Genomic DNA, 15,422 nt, shown 5'->3' with positions numbered 1-15,422 from the left:
TGGGCGAGGGCAGGGGCGGGCGTGACGCCGGGGAAGGTGTCGAGCATCGGCGCATCGTCGAGGTGAGTGACGGACCAGCCGGCATCGCCCTGCTTCACGATCACGCGCTCGGTCAGATCGAGCTGGATCTCGACATCGCAGGATTCGCCGTCAAGCAGCTCGATCTGGTAGCCGAACGGCTCGCCGTCCGCGCGGCGCAGCTGATCAGGCTGGTTGGTCGCCACCCAAGCCAGCAACGGCACGAAGATCGCGTCCACGTCGCCGGCATAATCCTGCACGACGATCGTCGCGGTGTAGCGATACTCGAACGACAGGGTTTGCGTGCGGATCGCCCCCAGCCGGCCCTTGTCGACGAAGAGCGACAGATTCTCCGGCTTGGCCGCGAGGCCGGGCACCGCCTTCAGCAGCAGCGCGCGGAGGGCATCGACCTTCTTCACTTCGCGGGCGCCGAGCAGGCGCCGGGATCATGCCATTCAATCAGCCGGTCGAGCTGATCGACGGCCGCGCCATAGGCGCTGGCGAGCGCGATCATGACGCTGCGCACGGATGGCGGGATGGTTGCCGTCTGATCGAGCGGGAAGGCGTCCGCCCGCTTCGGACAGATGAGCAGATCCGCCGAGGGCGTGCTTTCGGTATTGACCGCGACGGCCGGGGCAGGCGCCGGCTTATTCGGATGGCCCGCGCAGCCCGCCAAGGCGATTGAGACTGTCAAACCAATCGCTGCCAACCTGATCATTCGCGCCGATCGCGCCATTCGCTTTCTCCATCTTGGTGGCGGCATCGGCCGCTCGTTGTGCATCCGCGCGCGCGCTCGCGACGTCCTGACGGGATCGCGCCTGGTCACGCGCTCGGGCATCGGCGAGGGCAGCGTTGCTGACCTTCAGGGTATCCCGCTCCTCGCGCGCGAGATCCGCGATGCGGGCCGCGCAGTCGGCGCCGCGCTTGCCCTTGGCGGGCTGCAGCTCAGCGCCGGCCGAGGCGCAGACCTTGTCGCCCCACGCGGCGAGCTGGGCGCGATCGGCGCGGCCAATGGCGCCCCATGCGTAGAGGCCGGCCGCCACGGCCGCGATCAGCATCATCACGGCATCCTTCCGATGATCGGCGAGCCAGCCGATCACGCTGCCGCCATAGCGCAGCAAGAGAGCGATCCCGCCCACGCCGGGGATCGACGCCAGCCCTACGGTGAGCAGGTGGCCGAGCAGCCATGCGACGATCGCGCTCATGCCGAAGCACTCCGATCCATCACGCGGTTGCGCACCTGCCCGAAGACGAAGACCCGCTGCGCGGCGTTCGCCTCCACGATCTCGGCGTAGCGGGTGCCCTGAAAGCTGTTGAGCAGCTCGACGAGGACAGCCTCGCCGTCCTGAGCCTTACGGGCCTGCTGGTAGCGCTCGAGCGAAGCGATCGTCTTGTCGCCGACATGGCCGTCCACCAGCAGGCCGTCCCCCACCATCACGTTCAGAGCGCGCTGGAGAAACTTGCCCGCGACGAAGATCCCCATGTTGACGCCGGTGTCGAACAGCTCGCCCGCGACGTGCGGCGCGATGGCCGAGATGCGATCGAGCTGCGCCGCGCTCCAGTAGGTTTCCGCGTAGATCGAGCGCGCGAGATCCATCGGAAACTGGCTCATGTCGCCGGCATAGCCATGGGCGCGAGCGACGGCCTGCGTCACGCCGAAGCGCGTCGGCCCGCCCTTGTCGGCCGTCATGTTCACATAGCCGCCCTCCCGCGCGATCAGCGCATCGATCAGCTGCGCGCGGTTCACGACGCAGGATCCTTGTTGATGCCGATCTTCGCGAGCAGGCCGGACGGGATCGCACCGACGGCCGCGACGGACGCGGCGATGAATGCTGGCGTCGCGCGGAAGGCGACCATCGCGATGACGAAGCCGATCGCCTGCGCCACGAACGGATCGAGGTGCAGGATCGCGCCGATCGCGCCGGTGACGTAGTAGGAGACGCAGATACCGACTGCCCACTGGACGAGGCGCTGCGTCCAGCTCAGGCCATGCTCCCACGCCTGCGCGACGGCCGCGCCGATCGCGGCGGGGGCGAGCGCGGCGATGATGATGCCGATCGTGTGAAGGTAATCGTTGGGGAACTGTTTCATGCGAGGCGCACCAAGATCAATCATCCCATAGCTGGACGAGGTTGAGGGTCGGGGTGGTGGAGGCGGCGGTGACGGTTGCCGGCACGGTGACGACGGTGCCGATCGGGAGGATGGTGCCGAGCGCGGCAAGGCCGGGGTTGGCGGCGAAGACGGCATCAAGGCCGGACGGGCCAATCGCGCGCTCGCGCCAGAGCAGCAGCTCGACGGTATCGCCCTGCCGCGCTGTCACCGTATCGGCCATCAAAGCAGCTCGATCGTCTGGCGTCCTACGCCGAGCATCGCGCGGATCGCATAGACGGCATCGCGGCGCAGCTCGGCCGGCGTGTCGGCGAGATCGCTCACCTGTCGCTGCCCTTGGCCCGTCAGATCCATATCGGCCTGCCGCTCGACGAGCTGGGCGCGGGTGTAGGAGCCGATCGCGGTGCCGTAGAGCGCGACCAGCCGGCTCTTGCCACCTACCTGCGGGGAGGGGACTTCGCCCAGCGTGGCGTAGCCGGCCGCCTTCTGCGATGCCGCCCAGGCGGCGAGATCGTCGCCGGCCGTGATGATGGACGTGATGATCGCTTCGCGCAGCCGCGCGGGGGTGACGGCGTCGCGGATGCGATAGGCCTCGCGCAGCGTGACGGGATCGATATCGGGGAAGAAGCCGTCATTGGTGACGGGCGGTTCGGCCGGGGGCGCGGCGGGCGCCTCCACATCGGCCTGCTCGATGCCGGCAGCGAGCGCGGCGGGATCGGCGGGGATGAAGGTGGACATGCGGATCTCCGGTATCGGGGGTGGGGATCGGTGCTGGGGCGGCCCTCGGGCCGAAGCCCACTCCCGCCTGCGGCGATCCGCCCCCGGCGCCGGGGGGCGAGCTGGTTAGGCCTCGGTGCGCGCGCGCAGCCGCGCGATGAAGGCTTCGATCTTGGCTTTGGCGACGGCGTAGGACGCCTTGATCGTCGCGAGCAGCGAGGCGAGCTTCGCGGCGAAAACGGGATCGCAGGCCGCGAGGACGAAGATCGTTGCGCCAAGCGCGGCGCCGATCAGCGCGCAGCCGAGCGAGCCACCACACAGAAGGGCGGCGCCGGCAGCGATGCAGACGAAGGGGATGAGGCGGAACAGGGTCAAGCGGATGCTTCCTTCTTCAGAGGGGACTTGCGCGCGGGGGCCTTGGCCGGCGCCGGCTTCTTGGCGACGGCGGGCTTGCGGGGCGGGGCGGCCGATTCCTCGACGGCCTTCTTCAGCCGGTCGAGCCGCTGCAGCTTGTCCTTCACGCCGACACGATCGTTGAGTGCCTGGGCGCGGACCAGCTCGGCGCGCGCGCGCTCGATGGCCGGCATGGCGGCGGGATCGGTGGGCGAAATCGCCTCGGCCGCGCGGACCAGCTCGACGCCGATCGCCTTGTGGATCTTCGCGCGGATCTGATCGTGGATGTCGTCCGACGCGGTGAGGGCCTCGATCTCCTGCAGGATGCCGAGCGGCGCGGCTTCGCCCGCGAGCTGCAGCTTCATCGCGCCGATCGCGATCTCCTCAACGACCAGCGCCGAGGCCGTGCGCTCGTAGCGGGCGGGCAGATCCAGCCGGTGACGAAACACATGCTCGATCAGCGGCATCGCGCCGGCATAGTCGCCGACATCGATCTTCCAGACCATGATCGTGGGCAGCACTTCGTCACCGGCCGAGGGCTGGCCGGCCACGAGCAGGCCGGCCACCCAAGCCTCATATTCGGGCAGCATTTCGCGCTTCGTGGCGATCTTGCGCTCGATCGACTGGATTTCCTTCAGCCTGCGCAGATCGTGGGTGAGGCGCAGCTTCATCTGGGCCGCCATGATCGCAGCGGGATCGCGGGGGACAGGGACGGCGGTGGAAGGGGAAGGCCGGCTGGGCGCGGGGGAAGCGGGGACGACGCGCCCAGCCGACACACCATGAGCAGCTGCGGCACTCGGCGCCATCTGTGAAGCGAGAATTCGGGCGCGATGCCTAAGAGCGAGGCTCATGGTGATAGGGTCCTGTGGAAAGGTGTGGCCGCGCGCGGATCACGCGCGGCCGATCAGGAGGTGTGGACGGGCCGATTAGGCTCCTTCGCCCTCTTCCTCCGGAACGTTGGCGATCTCGCCGTCGCCTTCGAGATCGATATTCTCGGCGAAGGCGATCTTGCCGTAATCCTCGATCACATAGTCCTCGTTGAAGGACTCATAGTTGGCGAGCTGATCGTAATCCGGCTCATCGCGGAGCATTCGACGCTGCGAGCCGATCTGCAGGTAGATCGACAGGTTCTTCAGCGACGTGATCATGATCGCGTTCGCGGGGAAGTAGGGTACCTGCATCGACGGCAGACCGCCGATGGTATCCTTGCCGCGCAGCACGTCGAGCGCGAGCGCCTTCTCCGCGTCGTTGCCGGCCGAGCTGACCAGCGTGAAGGTGCGCTTGCCGGCGAGGTTAGCGCCGAGGATCACGACCAGATCGGTAGCCGTGCGGGTCCGCTCGTCGAGCAGCTGCTTCATGTCGGTGACGAGTGCGTCGAGATTGACGTAATCGCCGGTCCCATCCGCCTTGACGATGATCGAGCCGGTATGGGTGACGTTGCCGCCCGCGTCCTTCGTCTGAGGGTCCTTCTCGCCGTAGCTGATGATCCGCTCGGGTGCATCGGTGCGCAGCTGCTGGATCCAGCCCACGTTCACGTCCTGCAGGAGCGGATAGGTGTCCTTATCCGTGTCCGCCGCAACGTGCGTGCCGTTGAACGCGATCATGATCTTGTCGATGCCCTGCTGGGTCAGCACGGCTTCCTGCAGGAGCTTCTCGAATTCCGGAATGTGCGCCCAGGAATCGAGCTTGTCGTACTTGAACGCGTAGTCGCTGTCGGTCTTCTCGCAGCGATAGGTATTGAGACGCGTCGTGCTGGTCGGGTCCGTCGCGATGCGGCGGTTGCCCGGCGTGTTGGTGTTGGTGCGACCAGCGATCGGGCGCGTGGCGCCGACGCCCAGCTTCTCACCTTCCTGCGCGGCGACCAGCGTCACGTTCACCATGCTCAGGAAGCTCGAGGTGAGACGCAGGCGGGTAACGATCTTCTGCTGGATCGCAGGCGAGACGGTGAACTTCTTCTTGCCGGTGTCGGCAACGCCGTTCGCCTTGGCGACGTTCGCCATGTAGGTGGCGACAGCGATTTCGGTATGTTCGAGCATTGGGTTCGATTGCTCCGGGGAGGGGAAACGGGGTGAGAGGGGGCTGGGCGGCTTCGATCAGAAGTCCGCGGCGACCCGGCCGGTGCCGCCCGAGGACGGCTTGCGGCGCTGGGTCGGGGCGGCCTCGGTGTTCGCGAGATCCTGCTCCAGCTTGTTGAAGCGGGCGGTCAGCGCAGCGACCGGGTCGGACACGGACTTCTGCAGGGCCGAAAACTGCTCGCCGATCGCGGCGAAGCCCTCGGCCATCACGGCCGCGAAATCGGTGCCGTCGCCCTTCGGCTCGACCTTCGGCGCCTTCTTCGGCTCCGGTTCCTTCGAGGGCAGGAGGCCGGTCAGCTTGGTCATGAACGCCGCAAAGGCACCGGTCGCCTTGTCCTCGACTGGCGCGTCCTCGAATTCGAGGGCCACGGCATCGGTGCCGGCCGCGATCAGCGCGCCGGTCGCCTTGGCGCGCGAGAACATGGCGCGCTGCGTCGCGATCGACGCCGGATTGTCGGTGAAGGCGAAACCGGTGAGACCGGTCAGTCCGGTGCCGGCATAGTCGTCGGTGATCTCGACGGACGGGAAGGGCTTCTGATCGGCCTTCACCAGCGCGAGCAGCTGATCGTTGCCCTCGATCGTGGCGTACAGCGCGCGGCGCTTTTCGAGCTTGCCGGCGATGCGGATCTGATCGTCCTGGGCGAAGACCGCGACGACATCGCCATAGCCGGTGAACGACGTATGCTCGATGTTGATGCGCGGCGTATAGGTCTCGGGATCGAAGGTCTCGACGATCTCATCGATCATGTCGGCCGTGATCTCCCGGCCGTCGCTGATGGTGTTACCTTCGACGAAGGCGCGGAAGGGCTTCGATTTGGCCATTGTGGACTTGTGAACCTCGGGTGCGGCGGTTTGCGTTTCGACGCATCCAGAAGCCTCGATTTGGCCGATGCTCGCAATCAGCGCCTCTTGTGAAAGGCGCTCCCACAATAGCCGCCACTCCGTAGGCTGCGGCCCGCCTCATAGGGTTGCGGCATGGCCGCCCCGCCCGAACCCGTCATTCCCCCGCTTATGCCGCGTGTCCTCGACGCGCGGCGCCGCGCGCGCAGCTTGTTCTGGCTCGGCTGGGGGATCACGGAGATCGCCGAAGAACTGGAGCAGCTCGGCATCGTCAATGACAAGGGCAAGCCGCACCCCCGCGCGACGATCGAGGCGTGGAAACAGCGCGACCAGTGGGACAGCGTCGATTTCCTGCGCCGCATGGAGGACTGCCTAGAAGTCCGCTGGCAGCGCCTGGTGCTGAAGGACCAGAAGACCGGCGCCGACTATAAGGAGATCGATCTCCTCGGCCGACAGGTGGCCCAGCTTGCCCGCGTGCGCCGCTTCAACGAGCCGGACGGCCACGAGGGCGATCTCAACGAGAAGGTCGGCAACCGCAACGCCGGCCCGCGCAAGAAGCCGAAGAAGAACCATTTCACCGCCGAGCAGGCGGCCGAGCTGAAGCGCATCTTCGAAGCCGGCCTCTACGGATATCAGGAAAGCTGGTACGCCAGCTCGTCCCTCCGCACGCGCATGATCCTGAAGTCGCGCCAGATCGGCGCGACCTACTATTTCGCGTTCGAAGCGCTGATCGACGCGATCGAGACGGGGCGCAACCAGATCTTCCTGTCGGCGTCGAAGGCGCAGGCGTACCAATTCAAGAGCTATATCATCAGCTTCGCCAAGCTGGTGGGCGTGACGTTGTCTGGCGATCCGATGATGATCACCAGCGAGCTGCGGCCCGACGAAGAGGCAGCGGCCGAACTGCACTTCCTCGGCACCAATTTCCGCACCGCGCAGGGCCGTCACGGCAACTTCTACTTCGACGAATTCTTCTGGGTCCACAATTTCGAGGAACTCAACAAGGTCGCCTCGGGCATGGCGACCCACAAGAAGTGGCGGAAGACCTATTTTTCCACGCCGTCCACGGTCGCGCATCCGGCCTATCCCTATTGGACGGGCGAGCGTCGCAACCGGCGCCGGAAGAAAGAGGACCGCGTCGAGCTGGATGTCAGCCATGACGCGCTGAAGGACGGTGCGATCGGGCCGGACAAGATCTGGCGCCACATCGTCACCGTGCTCGATGCCGAGGCGCAGGGCTGCGATCTGTTCGACATCGACGAGCTGCGCGACGAATATGCGGATGACGAATTCGCCAACCTGTTCCTCTGCAATTTCGTCGACGACAGCCTCTCGGCCTTCAAATTCAACGATCTTACCGCCTGCGGCGTCGATGCGATGGTCGATTGGGCCGACGTCGATCTTGAGGCCGCGCGCCCCTATGGGGATCGTGAGGTGTGGGCCGGCTACGACCCGCAGGAGAGCGAGGACGGCGACAACGCGGCGCTGGTGATCGCCGCGCCCCCGTTGAACGAGGGTGGCACCTTCCGCCTGCTCGAAAAGCACCAGCTGCGCGGCCTCGACTATGAGCAGCAGGCCGCCTTCATCAAGGCGACGCTGTCGCGATACAATTGCACCTATGTCGGCGTGGACGCGAGCGGGATCGGCTCGGCCGTCTACCAGTTGCTCGCCAAGCCGGACAGCGGCGTGCGCGGCGTTGTCCGCCTCGAATATTCGCTCGAATTCAAGGCGCAGATGATCATGAAGGCGCAGAACGTCATCCGGCGCGGCCGCATGGCGTTCGACCTTGGCTGGAACGACCTGATCTCCGCCTTCATCTCGATCAAGAAGACGCTGACGACGTCGGGCCGCAACGTCACCTTCAAGGCCGGCCGCGCCGTCGGCGAGGGCCACGCGGATCTCGCCTGGGCGGTGATGCACATTCTCATGAACGAGCCGCTCGACGGCAAGGAACGCCCGAAGGGGTCCATGGAGGTTATTGAGTGACGACGTTCGCGAACGACAATCGCGCAGAGGCGACGACGATCGCCGCCCAGCCCAGCCCCGTGCAGGCGTTCAGCTTCGGAGATCCGGAACCGGTGCTTGGCGGGCGCCGCGCGATCCTCGACATGTGCGAGTGCGTGAACAACGGCCAATATTGGGAACCGCCGCTCCCGATGGAAGGCCTCGCGCGGGCCTATTGGGCATCGCCGCACCACAGCTCGGCGATGCAACTGAAGCGCAACCGGCTGATCTCGGCCTTCATTCCGTCGCGCTGGCTGAGCCGGAAGGCCTTCGCCGCGCTGGTGCAGGACTATCTCGTCCTTGCGAACGGATATCTGGAGGTGCGGGTCAACCGGTTGGGGGGCGTGCTGCGGCTCGACCACGCGCTTGCGAAATACACCCGGCGCGGGCTGGAGGATGGGCAATTCTTCTATCTGGAAAACGGCGTGTCGCCGGTCGAATTCGACACGCAAGTCATCCAGATCACGCAGCCCGATCTAAATCAGGAATATTACGGCATCCCCGAATATGTGTCCGCCCTGCAGTCGGCCTTTCTCAATGAAGCGGCGACGCTATTTCGGCGTAAATATTATGAGAATGGCAGTCACGCGGGCTATATCATGCACGCCAAGGGCCAGTTTACCAATATCGACACGGACACACTGAAGGAAGCGCTGCGCCGGTCGAAGGGACCGGGCAATTTCCGATCGCTGTTCGTGCAGACGCCCGAGGGCAAAGATACCGAGATCAAGATCATCCCGATCGCCCAGCTCGGCGCCAGTGACGAATTCCTCGGCATCAAGGGGACGTCGCGCGACGACATCCTTGCAGCGCACCGCGTGCCGCCCCAGCTGCTCGGCATTGTGCCGGCGCAGGGATCGAGCGGGTTCGGCAATCCCCTGCAGGCGACCGACATGTTCGACGAGCTGGAGATCACGCCCATTCAGGCTGCGCTGCTCGACATCAACGAGCAGATCGGCGTGGAGGCCGTGAAATTCGCGGCCCGCGTCCCTCTCGCCGGCACGCCCGCCAAGGCTTGACCCTATCTTCCCCGTCCGGCCGCGCCGGGCGGGGGGAACCGCGCTACCAACGCGGTTCACCGACGAGCAGGCACTCGTCCCGACCGGCTTTCACCGGTCAGCCCATCGCCCGGATCATCGGGCGGCGAACCCATATGAGTGCCTGCTTGAACTTTCCACACTTTTACACAATTCGCCCGTCCGCGCCGATTGCCGGCTATATCGGGGGCAAGCGCAACCTCGCGCGGCGCCTCACCGCGATCATCGACGAGATACCGTGCGACACCTATGCCGAGCCGTTCGTTGGCATGGGCGGCATCTTCCTGCGCCGATCGCGCCGGCCGAAGGCCGAGGTCATCAACGACGTGTCGGCCGACGTCGCCAACCTGTTCCGCGTGCTGCGCGAGCATGGTCCGGAATTCGCGGCCTACCTGCAGCGTTGGTGGATCACCAGCCGGGCGGAATTCGACCGGCTGCGGGCGATCGACCCGATCCGCGCAGGCCTCACCGACTTCAACCGCGCGGCGAGATTCCTGTATCTGCAGCGGCTCGCGTTCGGCGGGAAGGTGAAGGGCCGGACGTTCGGCGTCGATGTCGCCGGCCCAGCCCGGTTCAATGCCAGCAAGCTGGATGCCATGATCGCGGATCTCCATCGCCGGCTTGCCGGCGTCGTCATCGAGCAGCTGGGCTATGCCGACTTCATCCGGCGATATGATAGGCCGGGGACGCTGTTCTATCTCGACCCGCCCTATTGGGGTTGCGAGGACGATTACGGCCCCGACGTGTTCGGCCGCGCCGACTTCGCCCAGCTGGCCGAGCAGCTCGCCGGCATCGCCGGCAGGTTCATCCTCTCGATCAACGATCGGCCCGAGGTGCGCGAGACGTTCGCGCGCTTCCACATCGCGCCGATCGTCACGACCTACACCGTCGGCGCCGAGGCCCGGCCGGCCGGTGAGCTGATCATCAGCAACTTCCCGATCGGCTGATCGGCGGGGCGGACTAGATCCGCGCGCCCGCGCCGGATCTAGTCCACCAGCTCGGCCGCCTCGCGGCTGATCGGCGCCGGCATCGAGCGCCTGGACGATCCGGCCGCCATGCCGATCGCGACCCATTCCCCACAGAGCCGATTTAAAGCCCTCTCAGCGCCTCGGCCGCGCGAGGGTGGCTTGCATGCCTCGCGTCGCCGATCGTTCGCCCTCGGCAGCAGGCGGGCGCGGCGGGGCCATTCCGAGGCCCGCGCGGGGCCGCGCGAGGCGGGGTGCCACCCCCTTTTTGCGCGCTTTTCCCCCCTCCTCGCCCGCCCACTTTTCAATGCGGGTTTGATGCATTTTCGGATTTTGATGCCGGCCCCGGAAAATGGGGCCGTATTTGCGCTGTGGAGGCCGCTCAGCGCGTTGCGGTTTGATGCACCTAGAACCCGCATCCCGACGCCTGCCGCGCACGGTGCGCCTCTGGCGGGCGCGACGCAAGACGCATGCGCCCCGTGGGTGCACCCCGGCCGGCCAAAGCCGGCCGGTCGACATCGCTTCTAGGGATCTTCGTCAGGGGTATGTGGGGCCTATCTCCTTCCAAAACGCACGCCGGTAGGCGTTCCTTTTATTCTTGAACCTTTCGGGTCGGATTGAGGCTCTTCGGTGAACTCGCGTCAGACACAGAGAGAGAGGCGCCTAGGCTCGAAAGAACCTCCGACAATGTGCGGTCGTCTACGAGCTGCGCAGGCAGCTCCTGGGTGGGCAGGGACGCGAGCATCGCCTCATGCTCGGCCTTAGCTGCCTTGCGCCGGTCCTCGTCGTCCACGGGCAGCGGCGCGGCCTTGGCCATGTGCTTGATAAACTGCATCGCCTTGTGCGGGATGAGCAGCGCGTAGGCGTTGGTGATCTGTTTCACCTGCGGGCCTTGGCCCGCATCCTCGATCGGCTCGCTGCGGCGAACCCAATCGAGGAAGCCGTGCCGCTTCAGCGCATCAAGCGCGCGCACGATCGCGGCGCGCGAGCGGTGCAGCTTCTCCTCGAGGTAGGCGATCGACGGCTCCAGCCGTCCCGTCTTGCGGCAGACGACGCGATACATCGCGCGCAGCACCTCGATCGCGATGTGCCCGAGCGGCCCGTTGCGCTTGCCCGGCTCGCGATTCAGCCGCTCATATTCCTCGGCCGCGCGCAGGCGTTGGCTGATCGAGGCCGCCTGCAGGTCGAGCGGCTTCCACATGGACAGGGCGCGGCGATCGTTGGCGTAATAGCTGTGCCGGCGCACGAACTGGAAGCTGCGTTGCGCCTTATGCTGCACGCCGGTTGCGATTTCGAAGAGGGAGGCTGCGGCCATGACTGTGGACCCTTGGAAGCTATCAGTGGATGGTGTTGGCGGCGCGGCGGGCGATTTCGTCGCGCAGCTGGGCCGTCCGTGCGTCGCGCAGCTCGCGCCACGCGTCTCGTGAACGGGCATCGGCGAGCGTGCGCGCGGCTGCGGCACGATCGGCGACGAGGTTCTTCAGATCCGACAGCGCCTCGCTACTGGCCTGTGGCGTGGGCGCCGGCTGCGAAGCCGGCGTCCGGAAGCGGGTGAAGAACCGGGAGAGCATCAGGCGACCGCGAGCATCAGTGCGCCTTGGCGCTGTGCTGCCTCGATCCGCCTACAGGCAGTTTCGAAGTGCTTGGGATCGCGCTCGATCCCGATGAAGCGCCGGCCCAGCTCGACCGCTGCTACTCCGGTGCTGCCGCTACCCATGAACGGGTCGCAGATCGTTTCGCCCGTAATGTTCGTGACGATCTTACGCATGACGGCGAGCGGTTTGACCGTGGGGTGGTCGATGGACCCGTCCTGCCCGTTCGGTGCGACGATGAATCGCTTTTTCTGGCGAAGATCGCCGGCAGGATGGAAGCCTCGCTTCCAAGCATGCACGTAGATTTCCGTGTCGGGCTGATAGTGGTGGTTCGCGACCGGAAGCGGGTTACTCTTATGCCATTGGCAGATAGCGTACCGATCAAACTGCCCGGCGACGTGCGGCAGAAGCGACGCCCATTGATCGTTGTGCGCGAAGATCACGGCGCAGCCGAACTGATCGCCGCTAATAACGGAGTGATCGAAGCCGTCGGCTAGGCCGGCCGCTTCGATCTGATCCATGTTCTCGCGCTGGGCGCGGAACGCCCCGCCCCCGCTCGTGTCGAACTCATAGGGCGGGTCCATGCAAAGCGCGTCGATCGCGCCCAACGACGGCAGGATGTCGCGACAATCGCCGTGATACAGCGTTGCCGCGCCGATGCGCTCAACGCGCGGGCCGCTCAAGATGCCATCTCCTTGCACGGCTCCAGCGCCTGCGCATCGAACTTCTCCGAGCGGTACGTGTCGGGGCGATATTCGACCGGCAACACGTCGAGGGGGTGAGAATTGAACACCTCGCCCCGCCCCGGCCGGACGAATTGGACGTATTGACGGTTGCTGGTGACGAAAAACGCCGGTTTGCCCAGCACAGTGATCGGATCACCGAAGCGCTCGCCACCCTCTTCCTGCCGGCACGAAGCCAAGCGAAGGAAATCGGCGAACTTGATGCTGCCACGAGCGTGCGTGTAAGCATGGAAGGCGTCACCCAGCGCCCGAGCGCGCGACTTGGCGTGGTAGACGTACCCCTCGCCCTCGACGCTGATCCGAAACGCCCGCAGGACGAACCCCACCCCCGTCATCCCGCGAAGCCCACGCCCGAGGCGATCAGCGCTGCGAGGCGGTCGATCGCGCCGTCGTTCGACGCGATGTAGGAGTAGCCGTCGAAATAGAGCAGATCCCGCATCGCGCGCTGCAGCGTCTCGATGCGCTGCTCGCCGGCCAGCTCGGTGTCGCGGTGGAACGCCCCGGCGAGCGTCATCAGCTCCCACGCGAGGAAGGCGTCATCGGCCGCCTCGGTGAAGCCGAGCCGGATCATCAGGGCCTGCACGCCGTTGCGGAAGGCGCGAATGCTGGCGCGGATCGTCGACTGCTCGGCCGAGACGCCGGTGCGCAGCTCGATCATGCGGCGGGCGCCGGGCGTATCGGCGTAGACGGCCGCCTCGCAAACCGGCGTGCCCAGGACGATCGGCTTGAAGTCGCCCGGCCGATAGGTGGCGATTTCGTGCAGATCCGGCCCGGTCGATGGATCATAGCCCATCCAAATCACGCCCTCGGCCCGGCGCAGGGCATCCACGATCGCGCAGGCGTCGGCTTCGCTCTCACAAGCCGCCATTTCGCGAATGCCGCTGCCCGAGGGGCCGCGATCGAGGACGTACCAGCTGAAGGGCTGCGACGTGTCGGCGCGAACGCCGGCATAGTGATAGCGCGGTGCCGGCGTCTCGGCCGGCAGCGGAAGCGTGTGCAGCTCACCCATGGCAATTCTCCCTGTGAAATTGGCGCGCGTAGAGCTGGACGAGGCCGATCACGGCCTTGTCGCGCGAGAGGATCAGGTAGCCGGCCGCCTCGATCGCGGTGGCGATGCGCTCGGCGACCCAGCGGTCGTTATCGCCGTTGTCGCGATCGGCGAGGGCATCGCCGCCCGCCTGCAGGGCGGCCGAGATCATGCGGATGTCGTTCGCGGCGCCGGCATAGCCCTCGTCGCGCAGCGTGCGCTGCGCGCCGGTGACGAAGCGGCTGAAATCGATCGGGCGGGCGGGCTTGGCGAAGCCGAAGGCGGGCGCGTTCATGCCATCACCCCCGCCCAGCGCAGCGCAGCGACGGCGCTTATCACCAGCCCCCCGAGGAAGAGCGCCGCCCAAAGGCCCTGCGTTATGATGGCGCCCCAAAAATGAAGTGCGACCCGGTTACGCTCCAGACCACGGACAAGCGCATGGGCGACGATACCCGGAGCGCCGCGCACGACATTCACGAGGCCGAGGGTTGCGCAAGCGGCACAAACCGCCTGGAGCAGCGCGCCTGCGAGCATCACAGCCCCAGCACCCGCTTGTAGGTTTCGAGCAGCGCGTCCGCCTCGTCGCGGGCGTTCTTCTCCATTTTTCGGAGACGAACGATCACGCGCATGGTCTTGGCGTCGTAACCCTGTGACTTGGCCTCAAGATAGACATCCTTGATGTCATCCATCATGCCCTTCTTCTCTTCTTCGAGGCGCTCAATACGCTCGATGAAAAGGCGAAGTTGATCGGCCGCGACGTTCGCGTCAGACATTCTTTGTCTCCGGTTGGAGGGGGTAGTTTTTCTTTAGGAAGGTCGCTGCGGCGCCGGCCGTGGCGAAGGCGCGAGCGGCAGCTCGAAGCGTCACCAGCCCGTCCGGCACGATGAAGGTCCACTTGCCGCCCTTGATCTGGTGGATCGCGATGCCGTCGCTGCGCACGAAGCGCGCAGTCGCGACGTGGCGCCATTCGCGCCCGCGCAGGATCTCGGGCAGCTCAGTGGACATTGCGGCGCACCTTCCCCGACACGGCGTTGGGCGCGCAGAGCTGATCCATGACGCGGCGATTGATCGGGAAGGCCTCGGCGATGCGATCGATGTACGCGGCGCTCGGCAGATGCCGGCCGGCCTCGATCATGCCGAGGATCAGGCCATGGTGGCGGGCGGTGCCGGCGTTGCGGGCCATGCGCTCGGCCGCGACGTTGATCGAGGCGCCGTGCGCGATGCGCGCGTGCTGCACGTAGGCGCCGAGATGCTCGCGCCGTTCGTCGAGGGAGAGGACGCGGATCATGCCGCCACGCCCTGCAGCTCGGCCGCGTCGCCGGCAGCGTCCTCGGCCGGCAGGGCGCGGATCTTCGCGAACGCGTCGTGGCACTCGATCGCGGCGAGATAGATCATGCCTGCGATCGCGATGGCCTCGATCGCGATGCCGATCGTGCCGCTCACCGGCCGTTCCCCGATGCGAGCGTCCAGGCGACGACGAATGGCGTCGCGATGATCGCGGCGACGATGATGGCAACGGCTCCGATCTTCTTCATGGGCCAATCCTTCAAGGCAAAGCGGGGGCGCCGCGCGAAACGGGCCGCGCGCGAATGGTGGTGTGACGGTGAGCGGGAGGGACTTAGGTCAGCCGCTGCTGGTCATCAGGGATTCCAACAGGTCGGGCGGCCTGCGCCGATCCCAACGCAGATTCTGATTGCCCAGCGGCACGACGACGCCGGGCTTGGGCTGCAGACTCGGCTGGATGGTGCGGATCACGGAGATCTGCGCCACGAAGCTGAACCCGCAATCGTCATTGTCGCAGCGCATCCGCGTCTCGCGCACGGTGTCGCTCACCTGCTCGCTGGAGCGGATGAGGGTGCGACCCCCGCAATGTGGACACGGAAACGCAACGTCACGCTTCAT

25 protein-coding genes are annotated in these 15,422 nt (G+C 66.3%); 3 read left to right on the top strand and 22 right to left on the bottom strand.

Going from position 1 to position 15,422, the window contains the following annotated elements; all coding sequences use genetic code 11:
* The 11 genes from QGN17_RS20840 to QGN17_RS20790 form a co-directional block, all read right to left on the bottom strand.
* The coding region (locus QGN17_RS20840; protein ID WP_281046537.1) for a phage tail protein at positions 1–437 on the bottom strand (437 nt) is incomplete at its 3' end.
* Positions 434–694: a hypothetical protein gene (locus tag QGN17_RS20835; protein ID WP_281046535.1), complete on the bottom strand. Its 261-nt coding sequence runs from the start codon at positions 692–694 to the stop codon at positions 434–436. The genes QGN17_RS20835 and QGN17_RS20840, both read right to left, overlap by 4 nt.
* A complete protein-coding gene (locus QGN17_RS20830) occupies positions 666–1,223 on the bottom strand; it encodes a hypothetical protein (RefSeq protein WP_281046534.1) in 558 nt (185 codons plus the stop codon). The genes QGN17_RS20835 and QGN17_RS20830 overlap by 29 nt, the downstream gene beginning before the upstream one ends.
* Positions 1,220–1,765, bottom strand: coding sequence for a glycoside hydrolase family 108 protein (locus QGN17_RS20825; protein ID WP_281046533.1), 546 nt, complete (start codon positions 1,763–1,765; stop codon positions 1,220–1,222). The genes QGN17_RS20830 and QGN17_RS20825 overlap by 4 nt, the downstream gene beginning before the upstream one ends.
* On the bottom strand, positions 1,762–2,109 hold the full coding sequence (locus QGN17_RS20820; protein ID WP_281046532.1) for a hypothetical protein: 348 nt from the start codon (positions 2,107–2,109) through the stop codon (positions 1,762–1,764). Before QGN17_RS20820 ends, QGN17_RS20825 begins: the two co-directional genes overlap by 4 nt.
* 16 nt (positions 2,110–2,125) lie before the next feature.
* The gene (locus QGN17_RS20815; protein WP_281046531.1) at positions 2,126–2,350 is read right to left on the bottom strand and encodes a tail protein X; all 225 of its coding nucleotides are present in this window, start codon (positions 2,348–2,350) and stop codon (positions 2,126–2,128) included.
* The gene (locus QGN17_RS20810) at positions 2,350–2,865 is read right to left on the bottom strand and encodes a head completion/stabilization protein (RefSeq protein ID WP_281046529.1); all 516 of its coding nucleotides are present in this window, start codon (positions 2,863–2,865) and stop codon (positions 2,350–2,352) included. The genes QGN17_RS20815 and QGN17_RS20810 overlap by 1 nt, the downstream gene beginning before the upstream one ends.
* Before the next feature lie 105 nt (positions 2,866–2,970).
* Positions 2,971–3,219 (bottom strand): hypothetical protein, encoded by a 249-nt coding sequence (locus QGN17_RS20805; RefSeq protein ID WP_281046528.1) that lies wholly within the window; start codon positions 3,217–3,219, stop codon positions 2,971–2,973.
* Positions 3,216–3,908: a phage terminase small subunit gene (gpM, locus tag QGN17_RS20800; protein WP_281046526.1), complete on the bottom strand. Its 693-nt coding sequence runs from the start codon at positions 3,906–3,908 to the stop codon at positions 3,216–3,218. Before gpM ends, QGN17_RS20805 begins: the two co-directional genes overlap by 4 nt.
* A gap of 255 nt (positions 3,909–4,163) precedes the next feature.
* Positions 4,164–5,273 carry a phage major capsid protein, P2 family gene (locus QGN17_RS20795; protein WP_281046524.1) on the bottom strand — a complete coding sequence of 370 codons (1,110 nt, stop codon included), beginning with the start codon at positions 5,271–5,273 and terminating at the stop codon, positions 4,164–4,166.
* 57 nt (positions 5,274–5,330) lie between these two features.
* A complete protein-coding gene (locus QGN17_RS20790; protein WP_281046522.1) occupies positions 5,331–6,134 on the bottom strand; it encodes a GPO family capsid scaffolding protein in 804 nt (267 codons plus the stop codon).
* Between the two features lie 189 nt (positions 6,135–6,323).
* On the opposite strand from QGN17_RS20790, the gene QGN17_RS20785 reads away from it, so the two are divergent.
* The 3 genes from QGN17_RS20785 to QGN17_RS20775 all read left to right on the top strand — a co-directional run bounded on the left by QGN17_RS20785 (position 6,324) and on the right by QGN17_RS20775 (position 10,140).
* Positions 6,324–8,138, top strand: coding sequence for a terminase large subunit domain-containing protein (locus QGN17_RS20785; RefSeq protein WP_281046521.1), 1,815 nt, complete (start codon positions 6,324–6,326; stop codon positions 8,136–8,138).
* Entirely contained in the window at positions 8,135–9,175 is a 1,041-nt protein-coding gene (locus QGN17_RS20780; protein ID WP_281046520.1) for a phage portal protein, read from the top strand. Before QGN17_RS20785 ends, QGN17_RS20780 begins: the two co-directional genes overlap by 4 nt.
* A gap of 134 nt (positions 9,176–9,309) precedes the next feature.
* Positions 9,310–10,140: a DNA adenine methylase gene (locus tag QGN17_RS20775; RefSeq protein WP_390902726.1), complete on the top strand. Its 831-nt coding sequence runs from the start codon at positions 9,310–9,312 to the stop codon at positions 10,138–10,140.
* Between the two features lie 610 nt (positions 10,141–10,750).
* Here QGN17_RS20775 and QGN17_RS20770 read toward each other — a convergent pair.
* The 11 genes from QGN17_RS20770 to QGN17_RS20720 form a co-directional block, all read right to left on the bottom strand.
* On the bottom strand, positions 10,751–11,473 hold the full coding sequence (locus tag QGN17_RS20770) for a replication protein A (protein ID WP_281046518.1): 723 nt from the start codon (positions 11,471–11,473) through the stop codon (positions 10,751–10,753).
* Positions 11,474–11,495: 22 nt separating this feature from the next.
* Positions 11,496–11,729 (bottom strand): hypothetical protein, encoded by a 234-nt coding sequence (locus QGN17_RS20765; RefSeq protein WP_281046517.1) that lies wholly within the window; start codon positions 11,727–11,729, stop codon positions 11,496–11,498.
* Positions 11,729–12,433 (bottom strand): DNA-methyltransferase, encoded by a 705-nt coding sequence (locus QGN17_RS20760; RefSeq protein ID WP_281046516.1) that lies wholly within the window; start codon positions 12,431–12,433, stop codon positions 11,729–11,731. The genes QGN17_RS20765 and QGN17_RS20760 overlap by 1 nt, the downstream gene beginning before the upstream one ends.
* Positions 12,430–12,819, bottom strand: a complete 390-nt coding sequence (locus tag QGN17_RS20755; protein WP_281046515.1) for a hypothetical protein — start codon at positions 12,817–12,819, stop codon at positions 12,430–12,432. The genes QGN17_RS20760 and QGN17_RS20755 overlap by 4 nt, the downstream gene beginning before the upstream one ends.
* A 5-nt stretch (positions 12,820–12,824) precedes the next feature.
* Entirely contained in the window at positions 12,825–13,502 is a 678-nt protein-coding gene (locus QGN17_RS20750; protein ID WP_281046514.1) for a hypothetical protein, read from the bottom strand.
* Positions 13,495–13,815, bottom strand: a complete 321-nt coding sequence (locus QGN17_RS20745) for a hypothetical protein (RefSeq protein ID WP_281046513.1) — start codon at positions 13,813–13,815, stop codon at positions 13,495–13,497. The genes QGN17_RS20750 and QGN17_RS20745 overlap by 8 nt, the downstream gene beginning before the upstream one ends.
* Positions 13,816–14,053: 238 nt before the next feature.
* Entirely contained in the window at positions 14,054–14,293 is a 240-nt protein-coding gene (locus QGN17_RS20740) for a DUF2312 domain-containing protein (RefSeq protein ID WP_281046512.1), read from the bottom strand.
* Positions 14,286–14,525 carry a hypothetical protein gene (locus QGN17_RS20735; protein WP_281046511.1) on the bottom strand — a complete coding sequence of 80 codons (240 nt, stop codon included), beginning with the start codon at positions 14,523–14,525 and terminating at the stop codon, positions 14,286–14,288. Before QGN17_RS20735 ends, QGN17_RS20740 begins: the two co-directional genes overlap by 8 nt.
* Complete coding sequence (locus tag QGN17_RS20730; RefSeq protein WP_281046510.1) at positions 14,515–14,808, bottom strand: hypothetical protein; 294 nt, start codon at positions 14,806–14,808, stop codon at positions 14,515–14,517. Before QGN17_RS20730 ends, QGN17_RS20735 begins: the two co-directional genes overlap by 11 nt.
* A complete protein-coding gene (locus tag QGN17_RS20725) occupies positions 14,805–14,963 on the bottom strand; it encodes a hypothetical protein (protein ID WP_281046509.1) in 159 nt (52 codons plus the stop codon). The genes QGN17_RS20730 and QGN17_RS20725 overlap by 4 nt, the downstream gene beginning before the upstream one ends.
* Before the next feature lie 180 nt (positions 14,964–15,143).
* Positions 15,144–15,422: an ogr/Delta-like zinc finger family protein gene (locus QGN17_RS20720; RefSeq protein WP_281046508.1), complete on the bottom strand. Its 279-nt coding sequence runs from the start codon at positions 15,420–15,422 to the stop codon at positions 15,144–15,146.

Origin of the sequence: Sphingomonas oryzagri, from assembly GCF_029906645.1 — a bacterium.
GTDB lineage: Bacteria > Pseudomonadota > Alphaproteobacteria > Sphingomonadales > Sphingomonadaceae > Solisphingomonas > Solisphingomonas oryzagri.
The sequence above is the reverse complement of the archived record's forward strand: the minus strand, read 5'-3'. Positions and strand labels throughout refer to the sequence as shown.